The sequence below is a fragment of the Proteiniclasticum aestuarii genome, assembly GCF_017368455.1.
GTDB lineage: Bacteria > Bacillota > Clostridia > Clostridiales > Clostridiaceae > Proteiniclasticum > Proteiniclasticum aestuarii.
The window spans coordinates 1-24,254 of record NZ_JAFNJU010000012.1 but is presented as its reverse complement, the minus strand read 5'-3'; the positions used below and the strand labels follow the sequence as shown (position 1 = coordinate 24,254).

General features: G+C 42.9%; 24 protein-coding genes. 4 read left to right on the top strand and 20 right to left on the bottom strand.

From position 1 onward, the window contains the following. Positions 1-47 precede the first annotated feature (47 nt). From J3A84_RS13780 to J3A84_RS13770, 3 genes are read right to left on the bottom strand one after another with little or no spacing between them, the layout of a single operon-like run. On the bottom strand, positions 48-1,508 hold the full coding sequence (locus tag J3A84_RS13780; RefSeq protein WP_207600627.1) for an alpha-amylase: 1,461 nt from the start codon (positions 1,506-1,508) through the stop codon (positions 48-50). Between the two features lie 60 nt (positions 1,509-1,568). Beyond that, the gene (locus J3A84_RS13775) at positions 1,569-3,161 is read right to left on the bottom strand and encodes a hypothetical protein (RefSeq protein WP_207600626.1); all 1,593 of its coding nucleotides are present in this window, start codon (positions 3,159-3,161) and stop codon (positions 1,569-1,571) included. Next, positions 3,154-3,861, bottom strand: a complete 708-nt coding sequence (locus tag J3A84_RS13770; RefSeq protein ID WP_207600625.1) for an ABC transporter ATP-binding protein — start codon at positions 3,859-3,861, stop codon at positions 3,154-3,156. Before J3A84_RS13770 ends, J3A84_RS13775 begins: the two co-directional genes overlap by 8 nt. 353 nt (positions 3,862-4,214) lie before the next feature. On the opposite strand from J3A84_RS13770, the gene J3A84_RS13765 reads away from it, so the two are divergent. After that, positions 4,215-5,546, top strand: coding sequence for a mechanosensitive ion channel (locus J3A84_RS13765; RefSeq protein ID WP_207600624.1), 1,332 nt, complete (start codon positions 4,215-4,217; stop codon positions 5,544-5,546). Between the two features lie 147 nt (positions 5,547-5,693). Here J3A84_RS13765 and nagA read toward each other — a convergent pair whose 3' ends face one another. From nagA to J3A84_RS13725, 8 genes are read right to left on the bottom strand one after another with little or no spacing between them, the layout of a single operon-like run. Continuing rightward, positions 5,694-6,941: an N-acetylglucosamine-6-phosphate deacetylase gene (nagA, locus tag J3A84_RS13760; RefSeq protein ID WP_242694264.1), complete on the bottom strand. Its 1,248-nt coding sequence runs from the start codon at positions 6,939-6,941 to the stop codon at positions 5,694-5,696. Next, on the bottom strand, positions 6,890-7,651 hold the full coding sequence (locus J3A84_RS13755) for a sugar isomerase domain-containing protein (RefSeq protein WP_207600623.1): 762 nt from the start codon (positions 7,649-7,651) through the stop codon (positions 6,890-6,892). The genes nagA and J3A84_RS13755 overlap by 52 nt, the downstream gene beginning before the upstream one ends. After that, positions 7,620-8,915 carry a neutral/alkaline non-lysosomal ceramidase N-terminal domain-containing protein gene (locus tag J3A84_RS13750; RefSeq protein ID WP_207600622.1) on the bottom strand — a complete coding sequence of 432 codons (1,296 nt, stop codon included), beginning with the start codon at positions 8,913-8,915 and terminating at the stop codon, positions 7,620-7,622. Before J3A84_RS13750 ends, J3A84_RS13755 begins: the two co-directional genes overlap by 32 nt. Positions 8,916-8,926: 11 nt before the next feature. Then, on the bottom strand, positions 8,927-10,159 hold the full coding sequence (locus tag J3A84_RS13745) for an AGE family epimerase/isomerase (protein WP_207600621.1): 1,233 nt from the start codon (positions 10,157-10,159) through the stop codon (positions 8,927-8,929). Further along, positions 10,159-11,676: a sodium:solute symporter family protein gene (locus tag J3A84_RS13740; protein WP_242694263.1), complete on the bottom strand. Its 1,518-nt coding sequence runs from the start codon at positions 11,674-11,676 to the stop codon at positions 10,159-10,161. Before J3A84_RS13740 ends, J3A84_RS13745 begins: the two co-directional genes overlap by 1 nt. Before the next feature lie 17 nt (positions 11,677-11,693). After that, positions 11,694-12,464, bottom strand: coding sequence for a hypothetical protein (locus tag J3A84_RS13735; RefSeq protein ID WP_207600620.1), 771 nt, complete (start codon positions 12,462-12,464; stop codon positions 11,694-11,696). Continuing rightward, on the bottom strand, positions 12,451-13,218 hold the full coding sequence (locus J3A84_RS13730; protein ID WP_207600619.1) for a glucosamine-6-phosphate deaminase: 768 nt from the start codon (positions 13,216-13,218) through the stop codon (positions 12,451-12,453). Before J3A84_RS13730 ends, J3A84_RS13735 begins: the two co-directional genes overlap by 14 nt. An 8-nt stretch (positions 13,219-13,226) precedes the next feature. Further along, positions 13,227-14,276, bottom strand: a complete 1,050-nt coding sequence (locus J3A84_RS13725; protein WP_207600618.1) for a substrate-binding domain-containing protein — start codon at positions 14,274-14,276, stop codon at positions 13,227-13,229. A 212-nt stretch (positions 14,277-14,488) separates the two neighbouring features. On the opposite strand from J3A84_RS13725, the gene J3A84_RS13720 reads away from it, so the two are divergent. Further along, a complete protein-coding gene (locus J3A84_RS13720) occupies positions 14,489-14,686 on the top strand; it encodes a hypothetical protein (RefSeq protein ID WP_207600617.1) in 198 nt (65 codons plus the stop codon). A 153-nt stretch (positions 14,687-14,839) separates the two neighbouring features. Here the strand turns inward: J3A84_RS13720 and J3A84_RS13715 are convergent, their stop codons facing one another. Both J3A84_RS13715 and J3A84_RS13710 read right to left on the bottom strand, forming a co-directional pair. Further along, positions 14,840-15,790 (bottom strand): DUF4825 domain-containing protein, encoded by a 951-nt coding sequence (locus tag J3A84_RS13715; RefSeq protein WP_207600616.1) that lies wholly within the window; start codon positions 15,788-15,790, stop codon positions 14,840-14,842. Between the two features lie 122 nt (positions 15,791-15,912). Beyond that, complete coding sequence (locus tag J3A84_RS13710) at positions 15,913-16,395, bottom strand: GNAT family N-acetyltransferase (RefSeq protein ID WP_207600615.1); 483 nt, start codon at positions 16,393-16,395, stop codon at positions 15,913-15,915. Between the two features lie 213 nt (positions 16,396-16,608). On the opposite strand from J3A84_RS13710, the gene J3A84_RS13705 reads away from it, so the two are divergent. Beyond that, positions 16,609-17,142, top strand: coding sequence for a GNAT family N-acetyltransferase (locus tag J3A84_RS13705; RefSeq protein ID WP_207600614.1), 534 nt, complete (start codon positions 16,609-16,611; stop codon positions 17,140-17,142). 75 nt (positions 17,143-17,217) lie between these two features. On the opposite strand, the gene J3A84_RS13700 is transcribed toward J3A84_RS13705, so the two are convergent. From J3A84_RS13700 to J3A84_RS13680, 5 genes are all read right to left on the bottom strand, one after another. Next, entirely contained in the window at positions 17,218-18,879 is a 1,662-nt protein-coding gene (locus tag J3A84_RS13700) for an FAD-dependent oxidoreductase (RefSeq protein WP_207600613.1), read from the bottom strand. 210 nt (positions 18,880-19,089) lie between these two features. Next, the gene (tatC, locus tag J3A84_RS13695; protein ID WP_207600612.1) at positions 19,090-19,830 is read right to left on the bottom strand and encodes a twin-arginine translocase subunit TatC; all 741 of its coding nucleotides are present in this window, start codon (positions 19,828-19,830) and stop codon (positions 19,090-19,092) included. Then, positions 19,811-20,008, bottom strand: coding sequence for a twin-arginine translocase TatA/TatE family subunit (tatA, locus tag J3A84_RS13690; protein ID WP_207600611.1), 198 nt, complete (start codon positions 20,006-20,008; stop codon positions 19,811-19,813). Before tatA ends, tatC begins: the two co-directional genes overlap by 20 nt. A gap of 45 nt (positions 20,009-20,053) precedes the next feature. Continuing rightward, the gene (locus tag J3A84_RS13685) at positions 20,054-20,752 is read right to left on the bottom strand and encodes a C-GCAxxG-C-C family protein (protein ID WP_207600610.1); all 699 of its coding nucleotides are present in this window, start codon (positions 20,750-20,752) and stop codon (positions 20,054-20,056) included. Positions 20,753-21,022: 270 nt separating this feature from the next. Then, positions 21,023-21,916: a LysR family transcriptional regulator gene (locus J3A84_RS13680; RefSeq protein WP_207600609.1), complete on the bottom strand. Its 894-nt coding sequence runs from the start codon at positions 21,914-21,916 to the stop codon at positions 21,023-21,025. Positions 21,917-22,031: 115 nt separating this feature from the next. Between J3A84_RS13680 and J3A84_RS13675 the strand changes: the two genes are divergently transcribed. Next, complete coding sequence (locus J3A84_RS13675) at positions 22,032-23,054, top strand: YeiH family protein (protein ID WP_207600608.1); 1,023 nt, start codon at positions 22,032-22,034, stop codon at positions 23,052-23,054. Positions 23,055-23,144: 90 nt separating this feature from the next. On the opposite strand, the gene J3A84_RS13670 is transcribed toward J3A84_RS13675, so the two are convergent. Then, on the bottom strand, positions 23,145-23,612 hold the full coding sequence (locus J3A84_RS13670; RefSeq protein ID WP_207600607.1) for a DUF1801 domain-containing protein: 468 nt from the start codon (positions 23,610-23,612) through the stop codon (positions 23,145-23,147). A gap of 77 nt (positions 23,613-23,689) precedes the next feature. Next, the gene (locus tag J3A84_RS13665) at positions 23,690-24,184 is read right to left on the bottom strand and encodes an LURP-one-related family protein (RefSeq protein WP_242694261.1); all 495 of its coding nucleotides are present in this window, start codon (positions 24,182-24,184) and stop codon (positions 23,690-23,692) included. Between the last annotated feature and the right edge of the window lie 70 nt (positions 24,185-24,254).

Here is a 24,254-nt window from a genome sequence, read left to right as displayed (position 1 = left end):
TGTTCATCCTTGAACAGTCCTTCTGTATTTTCTTGAGATCCACCGGATCAGCCCAGAACGATTCCCTCTTCCAGCCATACGGAGATACTGCCCGCTTCTGCAGGAAACTCTCCATATCCCTCTTCATTGACGGTCACAAGGTCTTCGCAGTTTCCCGTGAAATCCTTGAATACTCTGCCGCTCTGATCATCCCCCATGAACATGGAGATGGACTTCTTTTCCAGGGTGGAGATGACCACTGCGCATTTTCCCGGATGGTCTTCGTTTCCGTGTCTGACCCATCCGATGAGATCTTTTTCAGTGAAGTAATCCTCCTGCTCTCCATAGGCATGATTCTTTCGGATCAGGGCCAGTGTGTCGATTCGCTCCTTATGGGGCTCGATCATGTACTGCCCGCCGATGCCGTAATAGTCTCCATAGAAGATGCAGGGATATCCATCCTTTCTCAGCAGGATGATGCCATAAGCGATTTCCTTGAACCAGGGTTCTAAAAAAGACTCCAGGGACTGCCCAGGTTCAGAGTCATGGTTGTCCACAAATGTGACGCTCATGGGTGGATTCTCCTTGGTGATGGTATCCTCAAAGAGGGTTCTGAGATCGTAATTTCCTGCATCTTTAGATGCATTGTACATATTGAAGTGCAGTCCCACATCGAAAAGATCCATGCTGAATTTTGTGGATTTCATGAATTTCGTCTTATTCGCCAGATTATGCTCCCAGTACTCACCCAGCAGATAGAACTCCTCTCCCATCTTCTCCTTGATGTGGTTGGTGAAATCATCGAGGAAAGCACTGTCGATATGCTTCACTGCATCAAATCGGATTCCATCCAGACTCAGTTCCTCGATGAACCAGTCGACCCATCTTATAAGCTCCTCGACGACATCCGGATGGGCGTGGTCGATGTCAGAAAACATCAGGTAATCGAAATTCCCGTTGTCATGGGACACCCCCCAGTTCCAGCCTTTGTTCTCGCCCAGAATCCTGAAGATGCCTGTCTCTCCAGTGAGGCTGTCGTAATCCACCCCGGAGAAATGATTGTAGTTCCAGGTGAAGTCGGAATACTTTCCGTTTCTTCCCGGAAAATCAAATCCAGTCCAGGCTCTGATTTTTCTCGGCTCTTCAATATCTTTGGTACGGTCCTCACTATCCACCTTCACCGCTTCAAACTCCTCCTCGAAGTCCGCTCCCGCTTTGTGATTCAGCACCACATCCGCATAGACATGCATCCCTTCTTCGTGGATGGCCTGGATGAGATCAAGAAGCTCTTCCCTTGTTCCGTATTTTGTTCTCACAGAGCCCTTCTGGTCGAACTCCCCCAGATCATACAGATCATAGATACCATAGCCTGTATCATTGGTTCCCGTAGCTTTGCATACCGGAGGAAGCCACACAGAGGTGACTCCGATCCGTTTCAGATCCACCAGTTTCTTTTTGAGATCCTTATAGTAATTTCCATCGTCAGGGATGTACCACTCGAATCCCTGAAACATTAATCCGTTGTCCATCTTCAGCACCTCTTCTGTTTTCATTTGATTCTATTGATATCATTATACACATTTTTCCGTCTATTTCACCCTAAATGTCTGGGGCGCCTTTCTATAAACCAGTACCACCGCTGCCGCAGCATAAAGAAGAGAGAACAATATGATGAAGGGAAGAAAGCTCGATGCGGCGGTTCTGATCTGCATGGCCATGTAGGAGGCAAAATACACCACGCCGTTGATGATGCTAAAGAAAGGATTTTTCACCTCCATGGAAGACGTGTAGGGCTGGAAGATATAGTACATGAACATGTAGTGGATGGAGAAAAACAGGGATAGTGAAACAATCATAAACAGCACCGGTAGAATCTCCATATAGTTCCCTGTTCCCGAGAAAAAGGTCACCAGCAGGAGTCCCAGAATGATCCCCAGCGTCGGAATCATGTTGCCCAGTATGATTCTTCTCAGACGAAGCCCGAACATGAGAAGCAGGGCTTTGGGTTTTCTGTAGAATCCGTAGCGCATCATGGACAGATCGCAGTTATAGAACATGGCTTTGGTGTCTCGGTTTGAATTGCAGAGGAGATACATCAGGAAGATGAAGAGGGTGTACTGGGTGCTCAGCCCCAGTGAAAGCTCTTCAAGTATGTTCTGCCCCGTTGCAAAGTCTGCCACGAAGATGAGAAGAAAAGCGGCAATGACGATTCCGGTCTTGACGAACACAGGCTTTCGGAAAAACTTCCGATGGCGATCGAAGAAGAGGGCATTGAGAAAGGCATAGCCTTCCTTCTCCTTGAACTTTCCATGGTTCTGATAGTCGTCCCCGAAATCCTTGTCATTCATCTTCACATCGGCGAATCTGGCTTCCTTCACTGCAGTCTGAAGCTTCGTCATCTTCTCAAGGCTGGTTGCTCTGCTGGCCACCTCCGTATACCTTCTGTATCTTCTGAGATAGAGGAGAGATGCCATCCCCGAAAGAAGCATGATCACCACAAACAGTGGATGAAGCAGCAGGCTTCCCCCGTCAAACTCAGGCAGAAGAAAGTACAGCCCATACCCTAAGCCGAAGACCAGCAGATACAGTACGATGAGCATGATATTGTGTTCTTCCAGCACAAAGCTCTTCTTATCAAATCCGTAGAGATGAAGCGCTTCTGCCGTCAGTGACATCATGGTGGCCATCACCGAAACGAGAAGCGCCGTGGGCAGATTCATCCCGATGAGGTTTCCGATGAGAAGAAAGGACAGGGTTCTTCCAGTGAACTTGAATCCTTCTTTCTTCAGAAGATGGGCAAAGGTATATTCCCTGGCATTCATTCTCATTTCCTTGATCATGATGAACTTCTGATGATTCATCTCCAGCGTCAGAGAGCTTAGAAGCCTCAGCACAAAGTAGAACACAAGAACCAGCGTCAGCGGATGCGCCTTACCTTCTGGCCCCAGAACAAGCTGCGGCAGAAAGATAAATATCACCGGCAGGATCAGCGCTTTTAGTGCGCTCCAGATAAAGTGATAAACAAAGGCCACATAACCCAGCCCTCTCTTGATCTTCAGGAAGGAATAGCTGGTGGACTTCAGTGCGTTCTTGAGAAAAAACACTTTCTTCAGAAAATAGAGAAACCCGTTGAGGAAAATGGAAGTCTCCACCTTCATGATGGTAAGCATACTACTAAGCATGACCTTCCTCCTTCAGCCTCTCAATGATTTCTTCTTCAAAGTTAGGATCAGCAAGCATTTCATGATCCAGAAGAGAAAGCCTTCCGTCATTGAGGATGACGATCTCATCGCAGAGATCCGTGGCCAGCTGGAGAATATGGGTGGAGAAAATGATGATGTGATTCTTGCGGATGCTTTTCAGAAGCTTCTTGATCTCCAGTGCCACCACCACATCCAGAGAAGTGAGCGGTTCATCCAGGAGAATCACCGGTGGCTTGGCGATGAGAAACAGCAGCATCTGCAGCTTGTTCTTCATGCCGTGGGAGTATCCCTTGATGAGACGATGCCTGTCTTCTTCATCGATCTTGATGAGATTGAAGTAATCATCTATGGTTTCTTCTCCTTTGAGCTTCTCCTTGTTGATGTCCATGAAGAACCTGATGAATTCATACCCCGTGAGAAAATCAGGCAGTACAGGTGACGAATACACATAGCTGAGATCCTCTATGGAAAGGTCTCGTGTTTCACCGTGAAGAGAAAGATTCATGGTCCCTCCATCTTCTTTGACTTCATCGGCAAGAATATTGAAGAGCGTTGTTTTGCCCGCACCATTTCGTCCAAGAAGCGCATAGATCTTTCCGTTTTCAAATTCAAAGGATACATCTTTCAGGACTTTCTTGTTATCAAAGGATTTGGTGATCTGTTCCAGTTGCAGTTTCATGTCATACACCTCACATTGTTTATTATGTAGTATATTATACCATATTAAAGGATAGATTATAACCTTTTTTCGGATAATGTTAAAATTCAGGCATGCATCTTCATACTATCATTGACTCAGTACCAAATACAATAAGGTTTCTATAGAATGACGCCTTAAAATCTGTTCAAGAGTATTCTGCTACTATTTCCTGTGTATAAATATATAAATTGATACTTATAAGCTATTTAATATATGAAAACACTTTGTAAACACGCGCTTTCTTAACATTTTATTTCAGGTTTATCAACATCTTCCCCTTAAAATAGATTATGTAACAAAGCATCATCCATCTATTATTAAGGAGTGATTTCATGAATGAACTAACCATCAATCTGGAACAGAGTATACCGGACATCCTCGTTGGCATTTTATTCCTTATTATCGCCATCATAGCTGGTTATATAGTGAAAAACCTCATCGCGAAAGGTGCCAAGGCGCTCAAGCTGGATCAGAGGTTCGGAGACAGTGCCAAAGAAGCAAACAGCATTCCTGAACTTCTAGGTAAGCTCGGATTCATCTTAACGGTTCTTTTCTTCTTACCAGGAATCTTCGACCGGTTCGGACTGAACAACATTTCAGCACCTCTGACCGGTATGCTTGGAACCTTCCTGGGATATATTCCTAGACTCATCGGTGCAGCGCTTCTGCTGTTCCTGGGATTCGTCATCGCTAAGATTGTTCAGCAGCTGACCGTAGGGTTCCTTGAAAAAGTGAAAGTGGACAAGCTGAAAGACAGAATGGGTCTCGCCGATTCGAAGACATCGGAAGAGCCTTCTAAAAACACCCTGTCTTTTGCGGATCTGGGCGGAAAAGTGCTTTATGTCATCGTATTGATTCCATTCATCATCGCGGCACTGGAAGTGCTAAATATAGATGCCATCACAGATCCTGCTGTGACCATGCTCATGAGCATCACAGGCATCATCCCTCAGATTCTGGCAGCCGGCATTCTCATCCTCATCGGAATCTTCATCGCCAAACTGGTTGGAGATCTTGTTGAAAACATCATCGACGGATTCGGCCTGTCCGATAAAGTCGCTGATGTCATGGATGAGCCCAGAGCCACCGGTTTTGATCTGGGAAGAGTCGTCGGCATCGTCGTCAAGGCTCTGATCATCCTGTTCTTCACCGTTCAGGCCTTTGATCTCATCGGCCTTACCATCTTCCAGACCATCGGCGGAGCGGTCATCGCCTACCTGCCAATGATCTTAAGCGCACTGCTTATCCTTCTGGGAGGATATATACTGGGTTCCGTCGCCAAAAGATTCATCGTGGACACTCTGCCACAGGCAAGGTTCGCAGCCATGATCATCAAAGGCGTGATCATCACCATCTCAGCCCTCATGGCACTGTCCCACCTGGGCATCGGTGCACTGTTTGTGGAAACCCTGTTCATCGCCATCATCGTAGCCTCCGCTGTGGCATTCGCCATCGCCTTCGGCATCGGTGGTAGAGATTTCGCAAGAAACACCCTTCAGAAGCTGGAGAAGAACATGGAGGAGAGCAAAGGCAGCATGAAGGAAATCCAGAAGAAGCTGGAAGCGGAAGACAGACTGAAAGAAGCGGAGCAGAAAGCACGGATGGATGAAATGAGAGAGCGCGGACCTGTCATCACGGAAGTGCATCACGATGAAGAGAAATAGCATTCGCCAATAAGAAGTAAGTTCCCCCTTTCTTCTTGGATATAAAAAGTGACCACCAGAGATGAAAATCCCTGGTGGTCATCTTTTACCTTAAAAGATGAAATATCAGTTATAGATATCATTTTCTGTTACTAATTTGAAGTGATTTCATTGATCAAAATTAACTGTTTCTCCTCTGAGAATCACTTTTTCGATCTCAATATTCTCATTGAACAATATTAGATCAGCATCTTTTCCAGCTGCTATGGATCCCTTACGGTCAGAAATCCCCAATACTTTAGCAGGATTAAAAGTCATTAACTTAATCACTTCATATAACGGAGCACCTGTAAACTCTCTGAATGTCCTTATTAAACGATCAGGTGTTGCAACGCTACCAGCAAAGGCAGAACGATCCAAAAGCTTCGCTACACCATCCTCCACAACTACCTCATTGCCTGTCTCAAGGTTTCCTAGTATATATTTGCCGTCTGGCATGCCAGCAGCTCTCATGGAATCGGTGATAAGACAAATTCGATCAGCTCCCTTGACTTTATATATCAATTGGAGCAGCTCCTTTGGCAGATGTTTTCCATCAGCAATAACTTCAACATAAAGATCATCAATCAGGTATCCAGCTTCAACGACGCCTCCAAATCTATATGCATTACGCCTAGTGACAGTTGACATCCCACTATAGAAGTGAGTAAGAATCGAGACACCATTTTCATAAGCATCAATTACTTCCTGCGTCGTAGCATCAGAGTGAGCTACTGAGGTGACAATTCCCTTGTCACGCAAAATTGATAGAAACTCTTTTGACCCTTCAAGTTCGGCGGCAAAAGACCATCTTATTATTCTATCTGTGCTTTCCAGAACTTCTATATACTCCGATGGATCTGGATTTCTAAGGTATTTGGGATCCTGTGCACCTCTTTGGTTATAAGCAAAATATGGTCCTTCCAAATGTAAACCTAATATATTTGGATGTCCTTCTCTAGTCAGTTCAAGTTCGTTGAAGTCTTTAATTAGCTTTAGGAGGGATTCTTTTGTGCTAGTAATGCTTGTAGGGCATATAGAGGTAGTTCCATATCGTAAATGAGCCCGAATAGCTTTGTATATAGCATCATGGCTCCCATCCATGAAGTCATATCCTCCAGCACCATGGCTGTGTAATTCAATGAAGCCCGGTGCCAAGTATTTTCCGCCACCATCGATTATTTCTATATCCAGGTTCGATCTATCAACCCTGTCTTCTACGCGGGTAATTTTACCATTTTCAACAAGTACTTCATAGTCATAGATTCCAGTTAACATGATTACCTTAATATTTGTAAATAATAAACTTTTCATCATAACTCCTTCTAAAGCATCTTTATCTTGTCTCTGAATTTCCCCATAAACCTTTTGTTCCATTCATCTCCACCATCAGCATTTCCACTCATCCATACCGGGGGATGAATTCCTTCTTCCACGAGGATATTTATAGTCTCAATGACGATTGAGTTTAAAACAAAAGCATTTGCAAATGTGCTTAGCGCTCCGATTTTCTGTTCAAACCCATCCAAGCTGATACATGCGTCTCCAACAGCCAGCTTACAGTCTACAGAATAGTCCACAATATCTTGAAGATTCTTTTTTGAAGGATGTCTCGCTATGTGATTCGCAGGTGTATCATTGGCATGGTCATGGGAACTGATTCCAATTACTAAAGCGCCTTTTTCTTTGGCTGTAAGCGCAGCATCAATTGTTGCTGTATTAATGCCATATGCATTAACTACAATGAGTAGGTCACCCTCTCCAATACCCTGGTCTTCAATGACTATTCTTCCATAACCAGGCAATCGTTCAACATTCATCGACTTTAAGGCACCATTGTTGAGCATCGTATCTGTATTCAAAATCGCATTTACATGCATCAGACCACCAGCTCTGAAAAAAATTTCCATTGCAGCTAAATTCGAATGCCCTCCCGGACCCCAGATATGCACCAATCTGTCCTTCTTGATGTGCTCTGCAATGACTTCAGCCACCTTAACTATCTTGTCACTTTCTTCCTCATGTATTTCATTGATGATTTTAAATACTTCTTCCTTATATTGTTTCATTACTGTACCTTTTTTCATCATATCCTCCTAATTCTAATATTTTGTTCATGATCATCTTTTCAATTTCAGGCTTATATGTACCTGACAATGCAAAATAGATTGCAGAGTCTACAGGCTCATAACCACCTTCTTCTATCTGTTTACTGCTGCTAATATATCCAATCATCCCATTAGCGTAGGAAACAGCTAGAGAATTCTTATAGATTTTCTTGATGAAACTTTCGTAGCTTTGTGACATTTCTGCGTTAAAGAAGAAAAATTCTAACTCATCACCTAGCGAAAGATATTGTACTTTTAAATTCTCATATAACCTGAAATTCTTCATCTTGGTTTTTTCATACCATTGTTGTTTTGGAAGGTTTGATTCATCTTCACTTTTCAATATATTCTCATTCACGATAATCCTGTCCTGTGGTAATCGAATCGTATCAATACGATTCTTTTCCAGTTTTATAGTTATTTCATTACTCTGTCCGGACTCAATCATCGATATGATTTTGTCATATAACATAGAAGAAAACTTTACCACCTGTGCATAGTTACCAGAAGTAAATTTATTTCCTAAAACAACATTCGGTCGAATATCGGCTGTAGCTCCCTGCATATATATTGATACTGAATCTTCAAATCTATTTTCGAGCATACTTAAAGTTATCCCTGGAAAATCAGGCATGATTTTGTTTTCATTTGAGATGTTAGCATGACATGGGTAATGTACAATCATACCTTTTACATCATCATTCAAGTTTTTAAAGACTATCAGATTCAATTCATGATTGCAGTAATGATCATAATTCGGCATCATTTCTATTTTATTGTTTAACATAACTCTTCTATATACATTAAGCTTTATCCGGTCTGTATATCTCTCAGCTGATATCTCCTCTTTGTCTGCTTCAGCAAATCTAATGGAATCAATAATTCTATTCAAGAGATATGCTGCATATTCATCATCATATGTCTCAAGCAAAGGTGTAAAAGAATCACCCGTTGGCGGGCCACTGTGATTATGTGAAGCAATAAAACAGATATTACTCTCTGCCAAATTTGGGTATATATATCGGATTGTCTTTATCGCTTTTTCAACGAATGGTTCACTGAACCAGATAAGGTCACCATAAATGATGACCTCATCTTTATTCAGTTTTTCATCTCTGAGCCAATAGACCCTGATATATATGTCTTCTAGAACATCATCAAAGACAGCCTCACGTGTTGCATATCCAGCTAATCTTAATTTTTTCAGGGGGGTTATCACTGTTTTTGATGTTCCAAGTAACATATTTGACTCCTTTATAGCTCTATTATTTTGATGAAGTTTCTTAGAATATGAAAAGGATCTTTTACAGGTAATGCTACCACTTTTTCTACTGGTGAAGCATCTCTTTCTCTTATCTGAATCCACTCACCAACTTCTGTATTGGGAAAAGTTTCAAACACATAGTCATGTACTTCTTTGTACCAATCCATATGCTCTTCATTTCCAGTTAGCTTATGCAGCAATAGTGGAAGATAAAGTGCCTCCGAGTGAGGCCACCATAGTTTCATATCATGAGTATCTTGAATTAATCTAGTGTACGAAAAATCATCGATTTCACCTACAGGTGGACCACCTTGCTTGTCCACGTACCGCAATAACCCTCCATACTCTTTATCCCAACCAACATTAAACGTTTTCTTTGAGATTAAAATAATTGTTTCCAGATAGTGTTCGAGATTACCATACTTTTGTAGTGCTTCTATAATAAACCACATGTCTTCAAGGGTGTGTCCTGGATTGATGTGCCTATCAAGCATTTTGACATTTCTATTATCATCATTTGACACAAATTCTCTGATAAGATTATCTTCATGGAAATCATCAAGAATGCTTTCAACCAGTTCCAGAAGATAGTTTTGGTGTCCATCTAGATCCATACCAAAATTCTCTAGCATAAGCATAAATTCATATGTGGTATTCAACATGATCATAGGAATGGAGTGATTTTTATACCCTTCAGGTATTGGATACGGCTCTGTCTTATAGTTGTCAGCTACAATTCTTCTTTTTATACTTTCGTATAGTGATGTAACCAACTTGACTTCAGTTGCGACATTAAGGATTCTGGCATATTCAGCCATACCAATAAGAGCAAAACAATCAGCAAAAATGCTCGCATCATACTCACCTGAAACAGGATCTCTCATTGAACCACCTTTTCGATCAAGAAGATAGTAGCATCTGGTATCTCCATAAATTGCATTCGTTTTTATGAACTCGTAGGTCATTCCAGCTTGCCTTTTCAGGTGATCTAAATCTAATCCTCCGATCGATTTATTTTCTGACAGTTCAATGAGTTTACTAAGTACCCAAAGATATCTACCTTGAGACCAGGTAAACTTATCTTGTGCCAGCAATTTTTCGCCTCGATTGTCTATACAGTTGAGGACTCCACCATATTTCTGGTCTTCGAATTTCTTCCAGTAGGGATAAAAGTCTTCGGTTATTTGCCGAATATAAAAATCCTTGATGTTTATATCATCCATTAAGCTGACATCTCCTCATCGGATAGTTCATCTAACAGATCCGTAATCTCTGGCTTAATCTCAATCTTCAGCACGTACTTGTTAATAAGCGTGATACCAGTAAATAGAACAAAGGATGTTGCTAGAGGTGCAATAAGCGCCACATCAGCTTCAAACTGGATTCCCAGCTGAGTCAGAATAAATACTCCAAATCCGCCTAACATCGATACAATTGCAGCTTTCGAATCTGCATACTTATAGATTGGAAGAAGACCAAATAATAGTGGTATAGCAGTCGGTCCAAGAAGAGCTGCAAACCATGTCAGAATCAGACCTGTTACTCCTCCCATATAGTCTCTCAGAAGTGCAACAAGAATGGTCAGTGATGTAAACCCGATTGTTGTAGCTCTTGCATAGAATAATGATGCTTTTGCATCTAAGGACTTAATTTCAGGTTTGAATTTCGGAATAATGTCCCTAGTAAGCACTGCAGAAATCGTATTTGCATCTGATGTGCACATGGACAATGTATTGGCAAACATAGAAGCAAGAACTAACCCAATCAACCCTACAGGCAGAAATTCATTCGTAAGACTTGAATATAATGTCGCCTCAGCCTCACCTTGTGTAAGACCAGGGAATATTAGTGGTCCTACCCACATAGGGAAGAAAAGAATGATTGGCCATACTAAATATAATGCGGCAGATAAAAATGCTGATTTCTTAGCTTCTTTCTGATTTGGCGTTGATATGAATCTAGCTGCAAGATTCCAGGTTCCACCATTGTAGCTAAAGAAAATTACAAAGAAATAAAGAAGTGTCCAAGATAATGAACCTTGTCCTCTGCCTTCATTCATGAGACGAAGATTTGCTTCAGGTAATGCGTTGAATGCAGATGTAATTGTAAAACCAAAATCATCTAATCTGGATACTACTCCAATAAATAAAGCCAAACCAGCAACAATCTGAACTACAAACTGTGCAAAGTCAGTCCATAAATCTGCAATTAAGCCGCCGATTGCAATATAAACGAGAGATACTAAACTTGAAACGACTATACCAACCCATATTGGAATCCCTGTAAATCCATAAAGCAGGATCCCCATCGATGCCCATTTAGCTCCAACATCCAATAATTTAACAATAACACCAGAAATAGCCACGATAACCTGTGTTGATGTGTTATATCTCATTTCCAGATACTCAGTAGGCGACTGTATCCCTAAGGATTTTCTTAGTTTTGGCCATCTTGGCGCCATAATTACAGCACCTATGCTCATTGCGATGGCAATATTTAGTGCCCACCAGAAATAGATGGAGATACCATGTGTATAAGCAATACCCGCATAACCAACGAATACTACTCCTGAATATCCTGATACATGATGTGATATTCCTGAAAGCCACCAAGGCACTCTACCACCAGCAACAAAGAAGTCATTGGAATCATGTACAGATTTCTTGGATTTAAAACCGATTATTAACATTACAATGAAAAAAGCCCCAACCATTACGTAATCGAACCAATGCATTGACATATTATTCCTCCCCAATTTTATTTTTTTATTTTATTAATTCGCTTAAGCATGTGCATCTTATTGAAACTACTATACTTTTCCTTTTCATAACCTCCTTCCTCTTTTTCTGTTTCTTCAATAAATTTACACACATCCTCAACGTCATAATACATAATAAGTTTTGAATCAAGATATTGATCCAGGTAGCTGTGATATTTATTCCATAATAGAAGAATCGAAATGTAAGATATTAAGAATCCAAATGGAATTAAAAAATCAGTAATGAGTGTCCCCCAAGTACTTCTGTATATACTGATATTTTTGATGAAGAAAATCATGATATTTACAATAATCAGTATAGGTGTGACTAAAAAACTAAAACTTTTTGATTGATAGCCTGAATTATGCTTGAGTATTTCTCTATCTATTAACATATCAATACTGCTGCTATCATGATTCTTATGATATTTCTCACTGATAACAACCTTAGTCTGATTCCCTACTCCGAAAATCTCTATCGGTTTGTAGATACTCTCATATTGATCATAGTAGTCACTACAATAAATCTCGACATTCTTCCCATAAGGTTTTTCCACCTTCATCAAGAACTTCATTTTTTTATGTTTATCGAGTTTTCCATTTGGATTCATCATCTTTTTAACCATGAGAAATGCCAAATAGAACAGCAGTAATGCAGTAAGCATTGTCAGTATGATATTAATTTCCACAAGCAACATCGTAATATTGATAATTGTGACTACACTTATTAATACAAAGGTTGATATTAGAAGAAGCTTAGTTCTCTTCATCTTTCTCCTCCAAGTACATTGCTGCATCTTGATCTAAATAAAGTATACTTCCACTCTTGGTCCTTAATATACTAGCAGGACACTGAACTGAAATAGGATTGTAAAGCGCATCTTTTACTGCTTGCGCCTTCCTTTCAGTCGGAACAATACAATAAACATACTTTGCGTTTAATAATCTTGGTATTGTTAAGGTGATTGCATGAGTTGGAACTTCATCAATATTATTAAAGCAACCATCGTTTACTTGCTGCTTTCTACTCATTTCATCCAAAACTACTATTTTCACATCTTCTGGATCATTGAAATCTGCAACATCTGGATCATTAAAAGCAATATGTCCATTTTCACCAATTCCCATAATGACTATATCAACTGGATTCTCAATCAATAGTTCTGCATATCTTCTGCATTCCTGATTCGGATCGCTTAGCCCATCAATGAAGTGAGCCGATTTAAGTGGTAAGTGCTTAAAAACCTTATCCTGGAGAAAATTTGAGAATGCACTTGGATGCGTCTTCTCTAAACCAATATACTCATCCATATGAAAAGCATTCACACGGTTCCATTCAACATCCTTTTCTTCTGTCAGGTAATCAAAAAAATCATTTTGAGAAGGAGCTGCCGCAAAAACCATATTTACTTCTTCTTGCTTCTCTAATAGATCTTTAATGCTTCTTTTCACATCGTCTGAAGCTTTCTTTCCCATTTCATCTCTTGACTTGAATACCTCTACTTTCAATTCATCAAATACCATAATACCCTCTACTCCTTTTCCATTACTGTTTTTCGTACAATCAATTCAGGCTCAATGATTATACTCTTTTTACCCTCGTACATATTTTCAATTCTATCTATAAGCATATTTGCACCAATCTTTCCAATCTGAAAAGCTGGTTGTCTTACTGTTGTTAGTTTTGGTGTTACCATTTCAGCAAGTGGAATATCATCAAAGCTTATTAATGAAATATCATCAGGTACTGTTATTTTTCGATTAGCCAATTCCTGTATAACACCTAAAGCTGTGATATCATTTATTGCTACAATGGCTTCTGGTTTCCCGATTTTTTGTAGCATTATCTTCGTCAGATGAATTCCATTTTGAATCTCTGCATTTTGTTCGATTTCATTTTCTGGAAGCCCTTCTACGATAAGATAGTCTTCACTGAATGTTTTCCCTTTTAACCTGAATGCTCTTTTAAATCCTTCAAATATTTCTTGACGACTCTTTCTGTCAAATGGAGTTGAAAGAAATGCTATTTTTTCTAATCCTTGATTCAAGAGATAGCTTGCAGCAATGAAACCACTATTTTCAAAGTCATACGAAATACTGTAACAACTATCATCATTATGATTCTGATCGAACAAAACATACTTACTGTTCTCAAGCTTCATTTCTCTAATGATATCAGCACTATCACCAATTATTGATGCCAGTATGCCATCAACCTTCTTCATCAAAAGAGTATCAAGATGCTTTTTTTCCAGCTTCTTATCATTATATGAACTGCATATGATCGGAGTATAGCCTCTCTTAATACAAATACGTTCAACACCCGATACCAACTCGGAATAAAATGGATTTGAAATATTCGGAATAAGAAGTCCTATCTCCTTGCTTTGACCACCTTTAAGCATCCTTCCATATATATTTGGTTTATAGTTAAGTTCTTTTGCAACTTTCAAAATACTTTCTCTCAATTCATTCGATACCGGATAATCAACATTGTTTAGCACACGTGATACTGTTGCTATTGATGAGTTTGATAATCTAGCGATATCCTTTATGGTTGGTTTTTCATTAATTTTGAACACCTCCAGAAAACGTTTTCTATATTATAACAGTAATATCATTTTTTAGTCAATACTTTATCAAACAGTAAATTTTTTCTATTTTAATTGCTAATTGTAATAGCATGTTCCATTTGAAAAAGAAAAAAGAGGGAAATAGAACTTAGTATTGCATAAAAATTAAAAAGTCATTATTAAGTAGGATATCCGACCCAGGACAACGGAGGATATCTATAATGACTCACAAAATCAGAAGACTTAACACAAGAACCGGAACCAGACAAAAGCAAATGGTAACAGGGGATTGGGAGGAAATCCAGAAGAAGCTGGAAGCGGAAGACAGACTGAAAGAAGCGGAGCAGAAAGCACGGATGGATGAAATGAGAGAGCGCGGACCTGTCATCACGGAAGTGCATCACGATGAAGAGAAATAGCATTCGCCAATAAGAAGTAAGTTCCCCCTTTCTTCTTGGATATAAAAGTGACCACCAGAGATGAAAATCCCTGGTGGTCATCTTTTTCAGGCTGAAACCATAATACTTTTGGAGGTTTGTGTCCTTTTCAGTCTCCCCCGCTGAGGATCCGGATCACTCCGAAAAGAGATCCTCATGATCCATGATGTCCTCGAGATCACCATACTTCTCTGTGAGCTGCGTTCTTGTAAATGTAGCGGACCCTTCATAGTCCTCATCGGTCAGTTCCCCTGTGGATGGTGTCTGCCTCACTTTGAAGGTCACAGCGCCTGCATTGTCAACGAGACAGAAGAGAGCAGTGGCATTTTTCTCCATGTTCTCGTAGACATTATTCGGAGGATTCTCTGTGGGAAATACGATGGTTCCCGCCATTTCTTCCACCGGTTCATAATAGGCGACAATTCCATAAGGCTCTCCTGCTGTCTTCAAGGCCAGATATCTCTGCACATAGCCGCTTCCAGGTGCAGGAAGCTTTGACAGAATCTCTCCTACCTTTCCGTGGTTCCCCACATAAGGCGTTTCCAGCTCCTTCAGCTCCTCCACAGAAAAGTGCTGAAGATCCACATGGATGCGGACTGCGTAATCCGCTTTTCCCTGCTGCCCGAAATCCATGACAAGCGCATACACATACTCCCCCGAATCTTCTTCCAGATGCAGCACCAGTGTGTCTCCATTGATGCTGTAGGTGGCATCCTTGACTTTCTCCGTGCTTCCTTCTTCATAGACTTCAAAGGAAATCACATTCAGAGGCAGATACCCCTCTTCATCTGATAGGCTCATATAGACCTTCTGACCCTTACTGGCCTCCAGCGTATTTAATTCTCCATAGGTCAGAAGAGCGGGATGGTCCGCATCGGCTACAATGCTCCGGTCTCCACTTGTCCATTCATAGGTGCCCAGCAGCGCTTCTTTTCTGACCTCATCATTCATCAGCACATGGAGGACCGGAGGCCGTATCTCCTCCTGGGAGCGGTCCAGAATGGCGAACAGGACAAAGCTGAAAAGAAGCAGGGTCAGGATGCCCATGAAGATGTTTCTGCCGCTTTTTCTCTTTATTTCACTCATGTTTTGTCTCCTTAAAAAACAGATAGTGGTATTCTATCTTCACTTTATCTGTTGGAACTTAAATCGATACTTCTACACACTTATTTTTTCTTTAAGATTACGTGAAGATAGTCTTCTGTATGCTACAGGATTCTGAAATACTGATTGATGCCATGCCAGCTTCCTAGTTTATAGCCCACCTGGGGAAGATGACCGGCATAGGTGAATCCCATAGCCATGAATGCTCTGCTGCTGGCTTCATTTTCCGATGTGACGACTGCCACAGCGGTCTTCATGCCTTTCTCCTTCAGTCTTTTCAGAAGTTCTTTCATCAGTGCACTGCCATAGCCTCTCTTCAGCTCATCCTTATGAACATAGACGGACACTTCTACGGTTCTCTCATAGGCTTTCCGGTCTCTGAAGCGGCTGCCGTAAGCATAACCTGCGATATGCCCATCCTTCTCCAGAACCAGATACTCATACTTATCCTTGTTATCTCTGATTCTTCTCTCCATTTCGGAAACCTCAGGCACATCATACTCAAAGGAAACAGCTGTGTTTTCCACATAGTGGGCATAGATGCCGAGAATCTCTCTTGCGTCACTTGCTTTCGCTTCTCTGATCATCCTTCTCTCTCCTTTCACCTTTCAACCTTCTTCCTCCCTTCCATTATATTCCTAATGAGTCTCAAAGAAAGGATAAAGATTCATTGTGAATCCGTTCTGCAGAAGCAAGAAACATTGTGTAAAATGCATTTCTTTCCTTCTTTAGTGAAAAACCTTTTTCTCTATGATAAAATGGAACTATTCATACTAGTGCACCAAGGAAGGTATGTTTTCATGACCGAAAAGGAACTGCTTGCCAAAGGATATCGAAAATACTATGGAACCGTGATGGATGTCTATTTCAGACTGGATCTATGCATCCATTCCGCGGTCTGCGTCAAAGGAAACCGCAGTGTCTTCAACGTGAGAAAGAGGCCCTGGATTCTACCCGATGGAGAACCTGAAAAGGAAAATCTCATGGCGCTCATCCATCGCTGCCCCAGTGGTGCGCTGCAGTATATTGTTCATAACGGAATGCGAGGAGGCAACAAAATGAGAGTGGAACATGAAGAGAATAGAATCTATCTGATGAATGAGGAAGACATCGAAGCCGGTGAGATCCTCTTTGACAATGTAGGTGAGGACATCCTGGTGGTGAATCACACCTATGTCCATGACGGATTCAGTGGTCAGGGTGTAGGCAAGAAGCTCATCACCGCAGTGGTGGAGCGGGCAAGAAAGGAAAACAGGAAAATCAGACCTGTCTGTGAATTCGCCCAGGCGATTCTCACAAAGAATGAAGATTATCATGATGTGCTGGAAAAATAGGGAAACCTTAAAGAGGCTGGAAACCGAAATTGACATTTCGGTTTCCAGCCTCTATTTTATCTACTTATGTATTTTCTACTTCTTTTCTGATCTCTTCTTCAGAAGCCTGTACCTCGTATAGGTCTTATGACCTCCGGAGAGGTTGTAGACTTCCTTCAGTCCACGATTCAGGAGAATATTCTGCACGGCATTGCCAGTGGTTCCCTTATTGCAGTAGGTGATGATGATGGTGTCCTTTGGAAGGTCCTTCATCTTCTCTCTGATGACCCCGTGGGGCAGGTTTTCCGCATGGTCCACATGGGATGCGCCAAACTGCTTCTCCACTCTCGTGTCAATGATTCTGACTTTCTTCCCTGATGCCATGAGTTCATCCAGCTTGTCACTGTTCATAAGGGGCCGATTCCCGAAGATGGCATTTTCCTGGATCATGCCTGTGTACATGACCGGATCTTTTGTGGTGGAAAATGGTGGGGCATAGGCCAGGTCCAGATGCACAAGATCCTGCACCTTGGCTCCGAAGGTGATCAGTGAAACGAACACATCGATCCGCTTGTCCACACCTTCCGGACCTACGATCTGAACACCCAGCAGTCTTCCATCCTTCCTGTCTGCCACGGATTTTATGGTCATTTCCTTTCCGCCCATATATGCCGGACGATCCGGCTTGATGTTGTGACTTACGGAGATTTCATATCCTTCCTTGAGCGCTTCTCTTTCCGTGAGCCCCGTCTGGGCTACGGTGAGATCAAAGACCTTGTAGATTCCTGTGCCCAGAACCCCTCTGAACTCAAGACTTCCTCCCGTGATGTTGTTTCCGGCGATTCTTCCGGTCTTGTTGGCCGTGGAACCCAGGGGTCTGTAGACCGGTTTTCCGGTGACAACATGATACTGCTCGATGCAGTCTCCTGCAGCGTAGATCCCTTCCTGGGAGGTTTCCATGAAGGTGTTGACCCGGATGGCACCTGTCTCTCCCAGTAGAATCCCAGCTTCCTCTGCCAGCTTCACATTGGGCTTTACCCCAGTGGCGAGAATCACAAGATCCGCATCCAGTCTTTTCTCATCGGACAGAAAGACGTTTCTTTCAGAAATCTCCCTGGCTGAGGTACCCGTGATGACTCTGACCCCTTTCTTTTCCAGATGTTCCTCCACCAGAATGGCCATATCCGGATCCAGTCCCGGAGAAACCTGAGGGAGCAGCTCCACCATGGTCACTTCTATACCGAGGCCTTTCAGGTTCTCCGCCATTTCAAGGCCGATGAACCCGGTACCCACAATCACCGCTTTTTTTGGCGATCGGTTGTTGATGTACCGTTTAATCTTATACATGTCATTGATGTTTCTCAAAGTGAATACATGCTCATTGTCAGCCCCCTTTATCGGAGGGACCACTGACCGGGCTCCTGTGGCGAGAATGAGTCTGTCGTAAGAATCCGTGAACACTTCCCCTGTCACCAGGTTCTTCACTGTGAGCTCCTTCTTTTCTTTATCCAGCTTCAGCACTTCATGTTCCGTCCGGATGTTCACATTGTATTTGTTCCTGAAAAACTCAGGATTTCTGGGGGTAAGTTCTTCCCCGTTTTCGATTTCCCCGCCGATATAATACGGCATCCCGCATCCGGAATAGGAGATATGGGTATCTTTCTCATAGATGACGATTTCCGCCTCTTCATCGTTTCTTCTTGCTTTTGCCGCAGCGGATGTTCCCGCTGCAACTGCTCCAATCACCAGTATTCTCATAGTCCAGTCTCCTTTGATTTTATTCATTATCAGGTTAGATTATACCGTAATCATGTTAATTCTGTATGAATGAATCATCCATTTCGAGGCAGATCAGATAAAGGCGTCTGAAGAGCTCAGCCTGAAATCCGCCTTACAATCAAAGATGCTGCATACGGGGGGACATCCCGCATACAGCATCCTGTTTATATTCAGTATAGATCTAAGCTTTTACTCACCCACATCCCGCTTGCGCTCCACAATCCTCGATAAGAATATACCCAGTTCGAATAGAAGGATCATCGGCAGTGCAAGAAGGGCCTGGGAGATTATATCCGGTGGTGTAAGGACCGCCGCCAGGACAAAGATCACCAGAATGATGTACTTCCGGTTCTGTCTCAGAAACTTCGACCGGACCACCCCAAGTCTTGTGAGTATGACCATGATGCTGGGCATCTCAAAAATCAGCCCGAAGGAAAGAACGGTATTCATCACCAGAGATAGATAGCTGCTGAAGCTGATCATCTCCTCGATGCCTTCCATCTGGAACCCGATGAAGAACTGAATCATCAGCGGCAGTACCACGATGTAGGCAAATACGCCGCCTATGATGAAGAAGACTCCACCAAAGAGAAGGGAGAAGACGATGGTTCTTCGTTCCTTCTTTTCAAGACCCGGGCTTACGAAAAGCCAGATCTGGGTGATGAGAAAGGGTGCTGAAACCACCAGTCCGATGATCACCGCAATCTTGATATAGGACAGCAGAAGCTCCGCCGGAGAGATGAAGACAAAGTTTATGTCCGGTACAATGCCGATCATATCCTTCACAAGAATCTCTGAGAAATTATAACTGAGAAGAATGGCTGCAACAAGTGCTACAGCCATGTAGATGATTCTGTTCCTCAGTTCAGTGAGATGCTCCACCAGGGTGAGCTTGTCATCCTTGCTTCTTTTAGTTTTCTTTTTTTTCATCTTTCTTCACATCGTCAGCTGGGGTCATGACATCCTCTGTCAGTTTATTCGCATGAGACTTGAACTGACCGATGGCTTCTCCGATGGACTTGCCTATGGCAGGCAGTTTGGAGGGCCCGAAGATGACCAGTGCGATGGATAAGATCAGTATAAGCTCAGTCATTCCTATTTTTCCCATATTATTCTACTCCTTTGTTATTTGCTTCCTGTTTCCCGTTGTTTTTTACAGATTGTAGTACTTGTTGATCAGTTCCACTACCTTGCCTGCAGCATCAGCAGTAAGACCAGCACATCTTGCTTTTCTTTCAGGATCCTTCATTCCGTATCCTGACACTTCCATGAACTGTCCGACGGAATCAATGCAGTTGACACTTGGTGAAACCAATGAATCCACATCAACATCTGGCTTGTAGGTTGGAAGCTCCGTGCTTGTGTACCATTTGAAAAGCTCCGCTGTTACTGCTGGTGCATCTTCTGGTGGAATGGCAAAACCGATGCATGTGGCAGCACCAGCAATGGCTCCGCATAGGGAACCTATACCGAAACCTGTTGCTCCATTGGCAAATACATCCACTGGAATCTGGTTCCATGGATATCCCGCCTTGTCTCCCAGTTCTCCTATGACCGCATCCACAACACCTCTGCAGCAGCCGCCCTTGTTGTAGTATCCCGCATAGCCTCTTTCCATGGCAGTTGCCACATCAAGCTTCTGGTAAGGATATGGATAGGTTGGCGCATCTTCACTTGCTTCTACATATTCATAGGCAAGCACTTCCTTGGATGGAAGTTCCACTTTTTTATCGCATCCTGTTAAAAATGAAGGAATAAATGAAACGGCAGCTACCCCAACTGCTGTTTTTCCTGCGGTCTTCAACATATCTCGTCTTGAATACACTTTTTCATTCTTGTTTGCTTCGCTCATGATTTTTCCCCTTCCGATTATATATTTTTTAACAATAAATAGAAAGTTTGATAAATATCTAACTTCTTCATTTACTATACATTTATCCTTCGAAAGGGTCAATACCAATCCTGAAATTTGAATTTTATTATAATTTCAATGCTGATATACCCCTGGTAATTAATTTTTTAACAAAATGAAGCGGGAATTCTTAGTAGTAATGCACAGCAACTGAACATTTTTTATGGAATCAGTGGTGGTCTTTCCTGCAGGACTGTTTTCATGTTATCTCTACCGATGCAGTTTATTGCTGATAAAATCGAGAACCTCCTGATTTTCAACGGAAATCACATCATCCTTCATCTGAACGAAATTGAACTCTCGTTCCATTGAGAAATTTTCTACAGATACCTCTACAAGTTCTCCCGATTGAAGCTCTGGAAGAGCCGCATCCCGGTACATGAAGCTGATGCCCATACCCTCCATGACCATCTTCTTCATGATGTTCACATTACCGATCTCCATGACTTCACAGAAGCTATTTAGATTTCTGTTTCGTTCATCCAGGGCTCTTTCCAGGATTTCCCTGGAACCGGAGCCCTTTTCCCTGATGATGAGCTTTTCATGAAGGAGGTCCTCCAGCACTACTTTTTCTCTCCTCGAAATATCATGGTCCTTAGTGGTGATCAGGATGAAGTCACAGGTTTTCAGGAGCCTCGTTTCGTAGTGATCCTTCGGAAACAGTCCCTCTATGAGTGCGAAGTGGATTTCTCCTTTGTTCAGCATTTCCATAAGATTTCTTGTGTTATCCACCAGCATGGATAAATGGTATTGGGGAAAGGTCTCGAAAAGCTCCTTCAGATAAGGTGCTATGGTAAACTCTCCAATGGTGAGGGTCGCTCCGAATTTCACTTCTTTTCTTCGGTTATGAAGTCCTTCAAGTTTCTCCTTCAGCATCCTTTCCCTGGCCACGGCGCTCTCCGCATGGGTGTACAGAATCTGGCCTGCCTCCGTAAGCAGAAGCTTTCTTCCCTCATAGATGAAGAATCTGGCTGCATATTCCTCTTCCAGCTGCCGCATCTGATGGCTGATGGCAGGCTGAGTCAGATTCAGCTCCTTTGCGGCTTCTGTATAGCTTTTATTTCTCACAATGCTCATGAAGGAGATCAGTTTCGAATCCACCATTGATCATCATCCCTTTCTATAAATATTTATAATCTTATCATTAATAATCATAATTATATTTTATAATGGATTCATGATAGAATCAATAAGAACTTATAGCATTGGAGATGACAACATGAACAAAATCACATCCATCCTGCCTGGTGTCCTGATTTCAGGATTCCTGGCTCTAGTATCCTATTTCATCAGTGAAGCGCTGCCCGTACATCTGATCAGCGCAGGTGTCTTTGCCCTTCTCATTGGCATGGCCCTGAATCCTCTGGTCTCATCCATGAGTACAGCCAGAGAAGGTCTGGTCTTCACATCGAAGAAACTGCTGAAGTTTTCCATCGTCCTCATGGGCCTGGGACTCAGTTTCGGACAGATTCTTTCTGTGGGGAAGTTTTCCCTCATCGTCATGACCTTCACCCTTGTCACCGCCTTCGGTGGGGGATATCTTCTGGGAAAGGTTCTGGGTATGGACTGGAAACTGTCCAGTCTCATCTCGGCAGGTACGGGAATCTGTGGAGGATCTGCCATTGCAGCCATTGCTCCTGTCATTGATGCCAAGGACAGTGACATCGCCTACGGCATCTCCGCCACCTTCATCTTCGACATCATCATGGTGGTGCTCTTTCCCATCATGGGCAGCTACTTCATGATGTCGGATCTCGGATTCGGGCTGTGGGCGGGGACCGCTGTCAACGACACCTCTTCCGTTGTGGCGGCAGGCTATGCCTTTTCTGATGCCGCCGGTCAGTTTGCCGTCATCGTGAAGCTCACCAGAACCCTTTCCATCGTGCCCATCGTGCTGCTCTTCTCCTATATCAATGAAAGACTGGAACGAAAGAAGCAGCTCGAAACGTCGAAATCCGCCGCTGCTAAGGTGGATCTCAAGAAGATCTTCCCCTGGTTCATCCTCTTTTTCCTGATGATGGTGGCTGTGAAAAGCACCGGCTATGTTCCAGAGGCCATCAGCACTTCCCTTTCTTCCCTGAGCAAGTTCATCATGGTCATGTCCCTAGGCGCCATAGGCCTGAAGACGAACTTCTCGCAGGTGGCGAAATCCGGCATGAAACCCATGCTCCATGGCTTTCTCATCTCCACCCTGGTGGTGGTGGTCTCCTTCATGGTGCAGCAGTTTCTGGGACAGGTCTAGGCTGATTCCAGGAAGTGGAATCTTACACTTCTATTTTTCTCGTCAAAAGAAGCAGTGCGGATTTTTCCGTCACTGCTTCTTTTCCTTTGACTATTTTTTCTTTCTGTTTTCCATGGCCTCTTCATAGGCCCGGATATATTCTTCCACGGTGATTTTCTCCGAGAGTTCTCCGATGAGGTCATAGGGAATCTGATCCATCTTCTTCAGCCGAATGCAGCTTTTCCCCATATCAAGCTTTGGTGTCACTCTTTTCTCATATTCTTCTCTGAACCATTCTTCCAGATGCGGTTTCGCATACAGGCCCATATGGTACAGCGCAATATGATTTTTCTGGGAAGCCAGACTCATGAACGGAAGAGGTTCCCCCTTCGCTGCATGATATCCCTCAGGATAGACTGAAAGGGGTACCACGTACCCGATCATGCCGTAGGATATGGTTTCCTCAAAGCCCTTGGGCAGATGCCTCAGTATCGTCTCCCTCAGTTTCTCCACGGCCTCTCTGCGCTCCTCCGGAAGCGTTTCAAGATAGGCTTCAACTGTTTCCGCACTTGCATTCATTCTCCTCACTCCTTCAGCCCTGTAGAATTCTGTCTTCCATTCTACCAGAACAATATGAAGGATTTCTGAACGATGAACTAGTTTGCAGAACCTGCTGCCGCACTTCCCTGGGCCTGCATCACCGCATCGATGGCCAGCACCACTGCCAGCGCATGAACCTCATTTCTTTCTTCTTCGATGTCGATGACATAGGCGTCTCCCCAGGTGAACCATTCCTTGTGGATGGATACCACCAGGCTGTTTCTCTCCAGAATCTCGTACTCATGAGACCAGAAATCCCCCGAAACGTCCCAGTCCAGTCCCGATATGGAGTATCTGGGTTTGAAGAAGGTGAACTCCTTGACGATTTCAGCGATCATTTCTCCGTCTGTATAGACATAGAACTTGGGCAGAAAGCTCCAGACCTTCTGCTCTATGAAGGCCACTTCCGCACCGGACATATCATACACATGGAGCTTCTTTCGCCAGGAGAACAGCTCTCCCTCCACATAATATCTGTCCGCTTCATTTTCATCCTTGATGTAGAATCTGTCTCTCCAGGAAAAGACTTTCTGTTTCATATACAGTTTCATATTTTCTTCCTCCGTTTCACTGTCCGCATTTCTCGTTCTTTCCGTCTACTGGTTTCATCTTCACACCCTG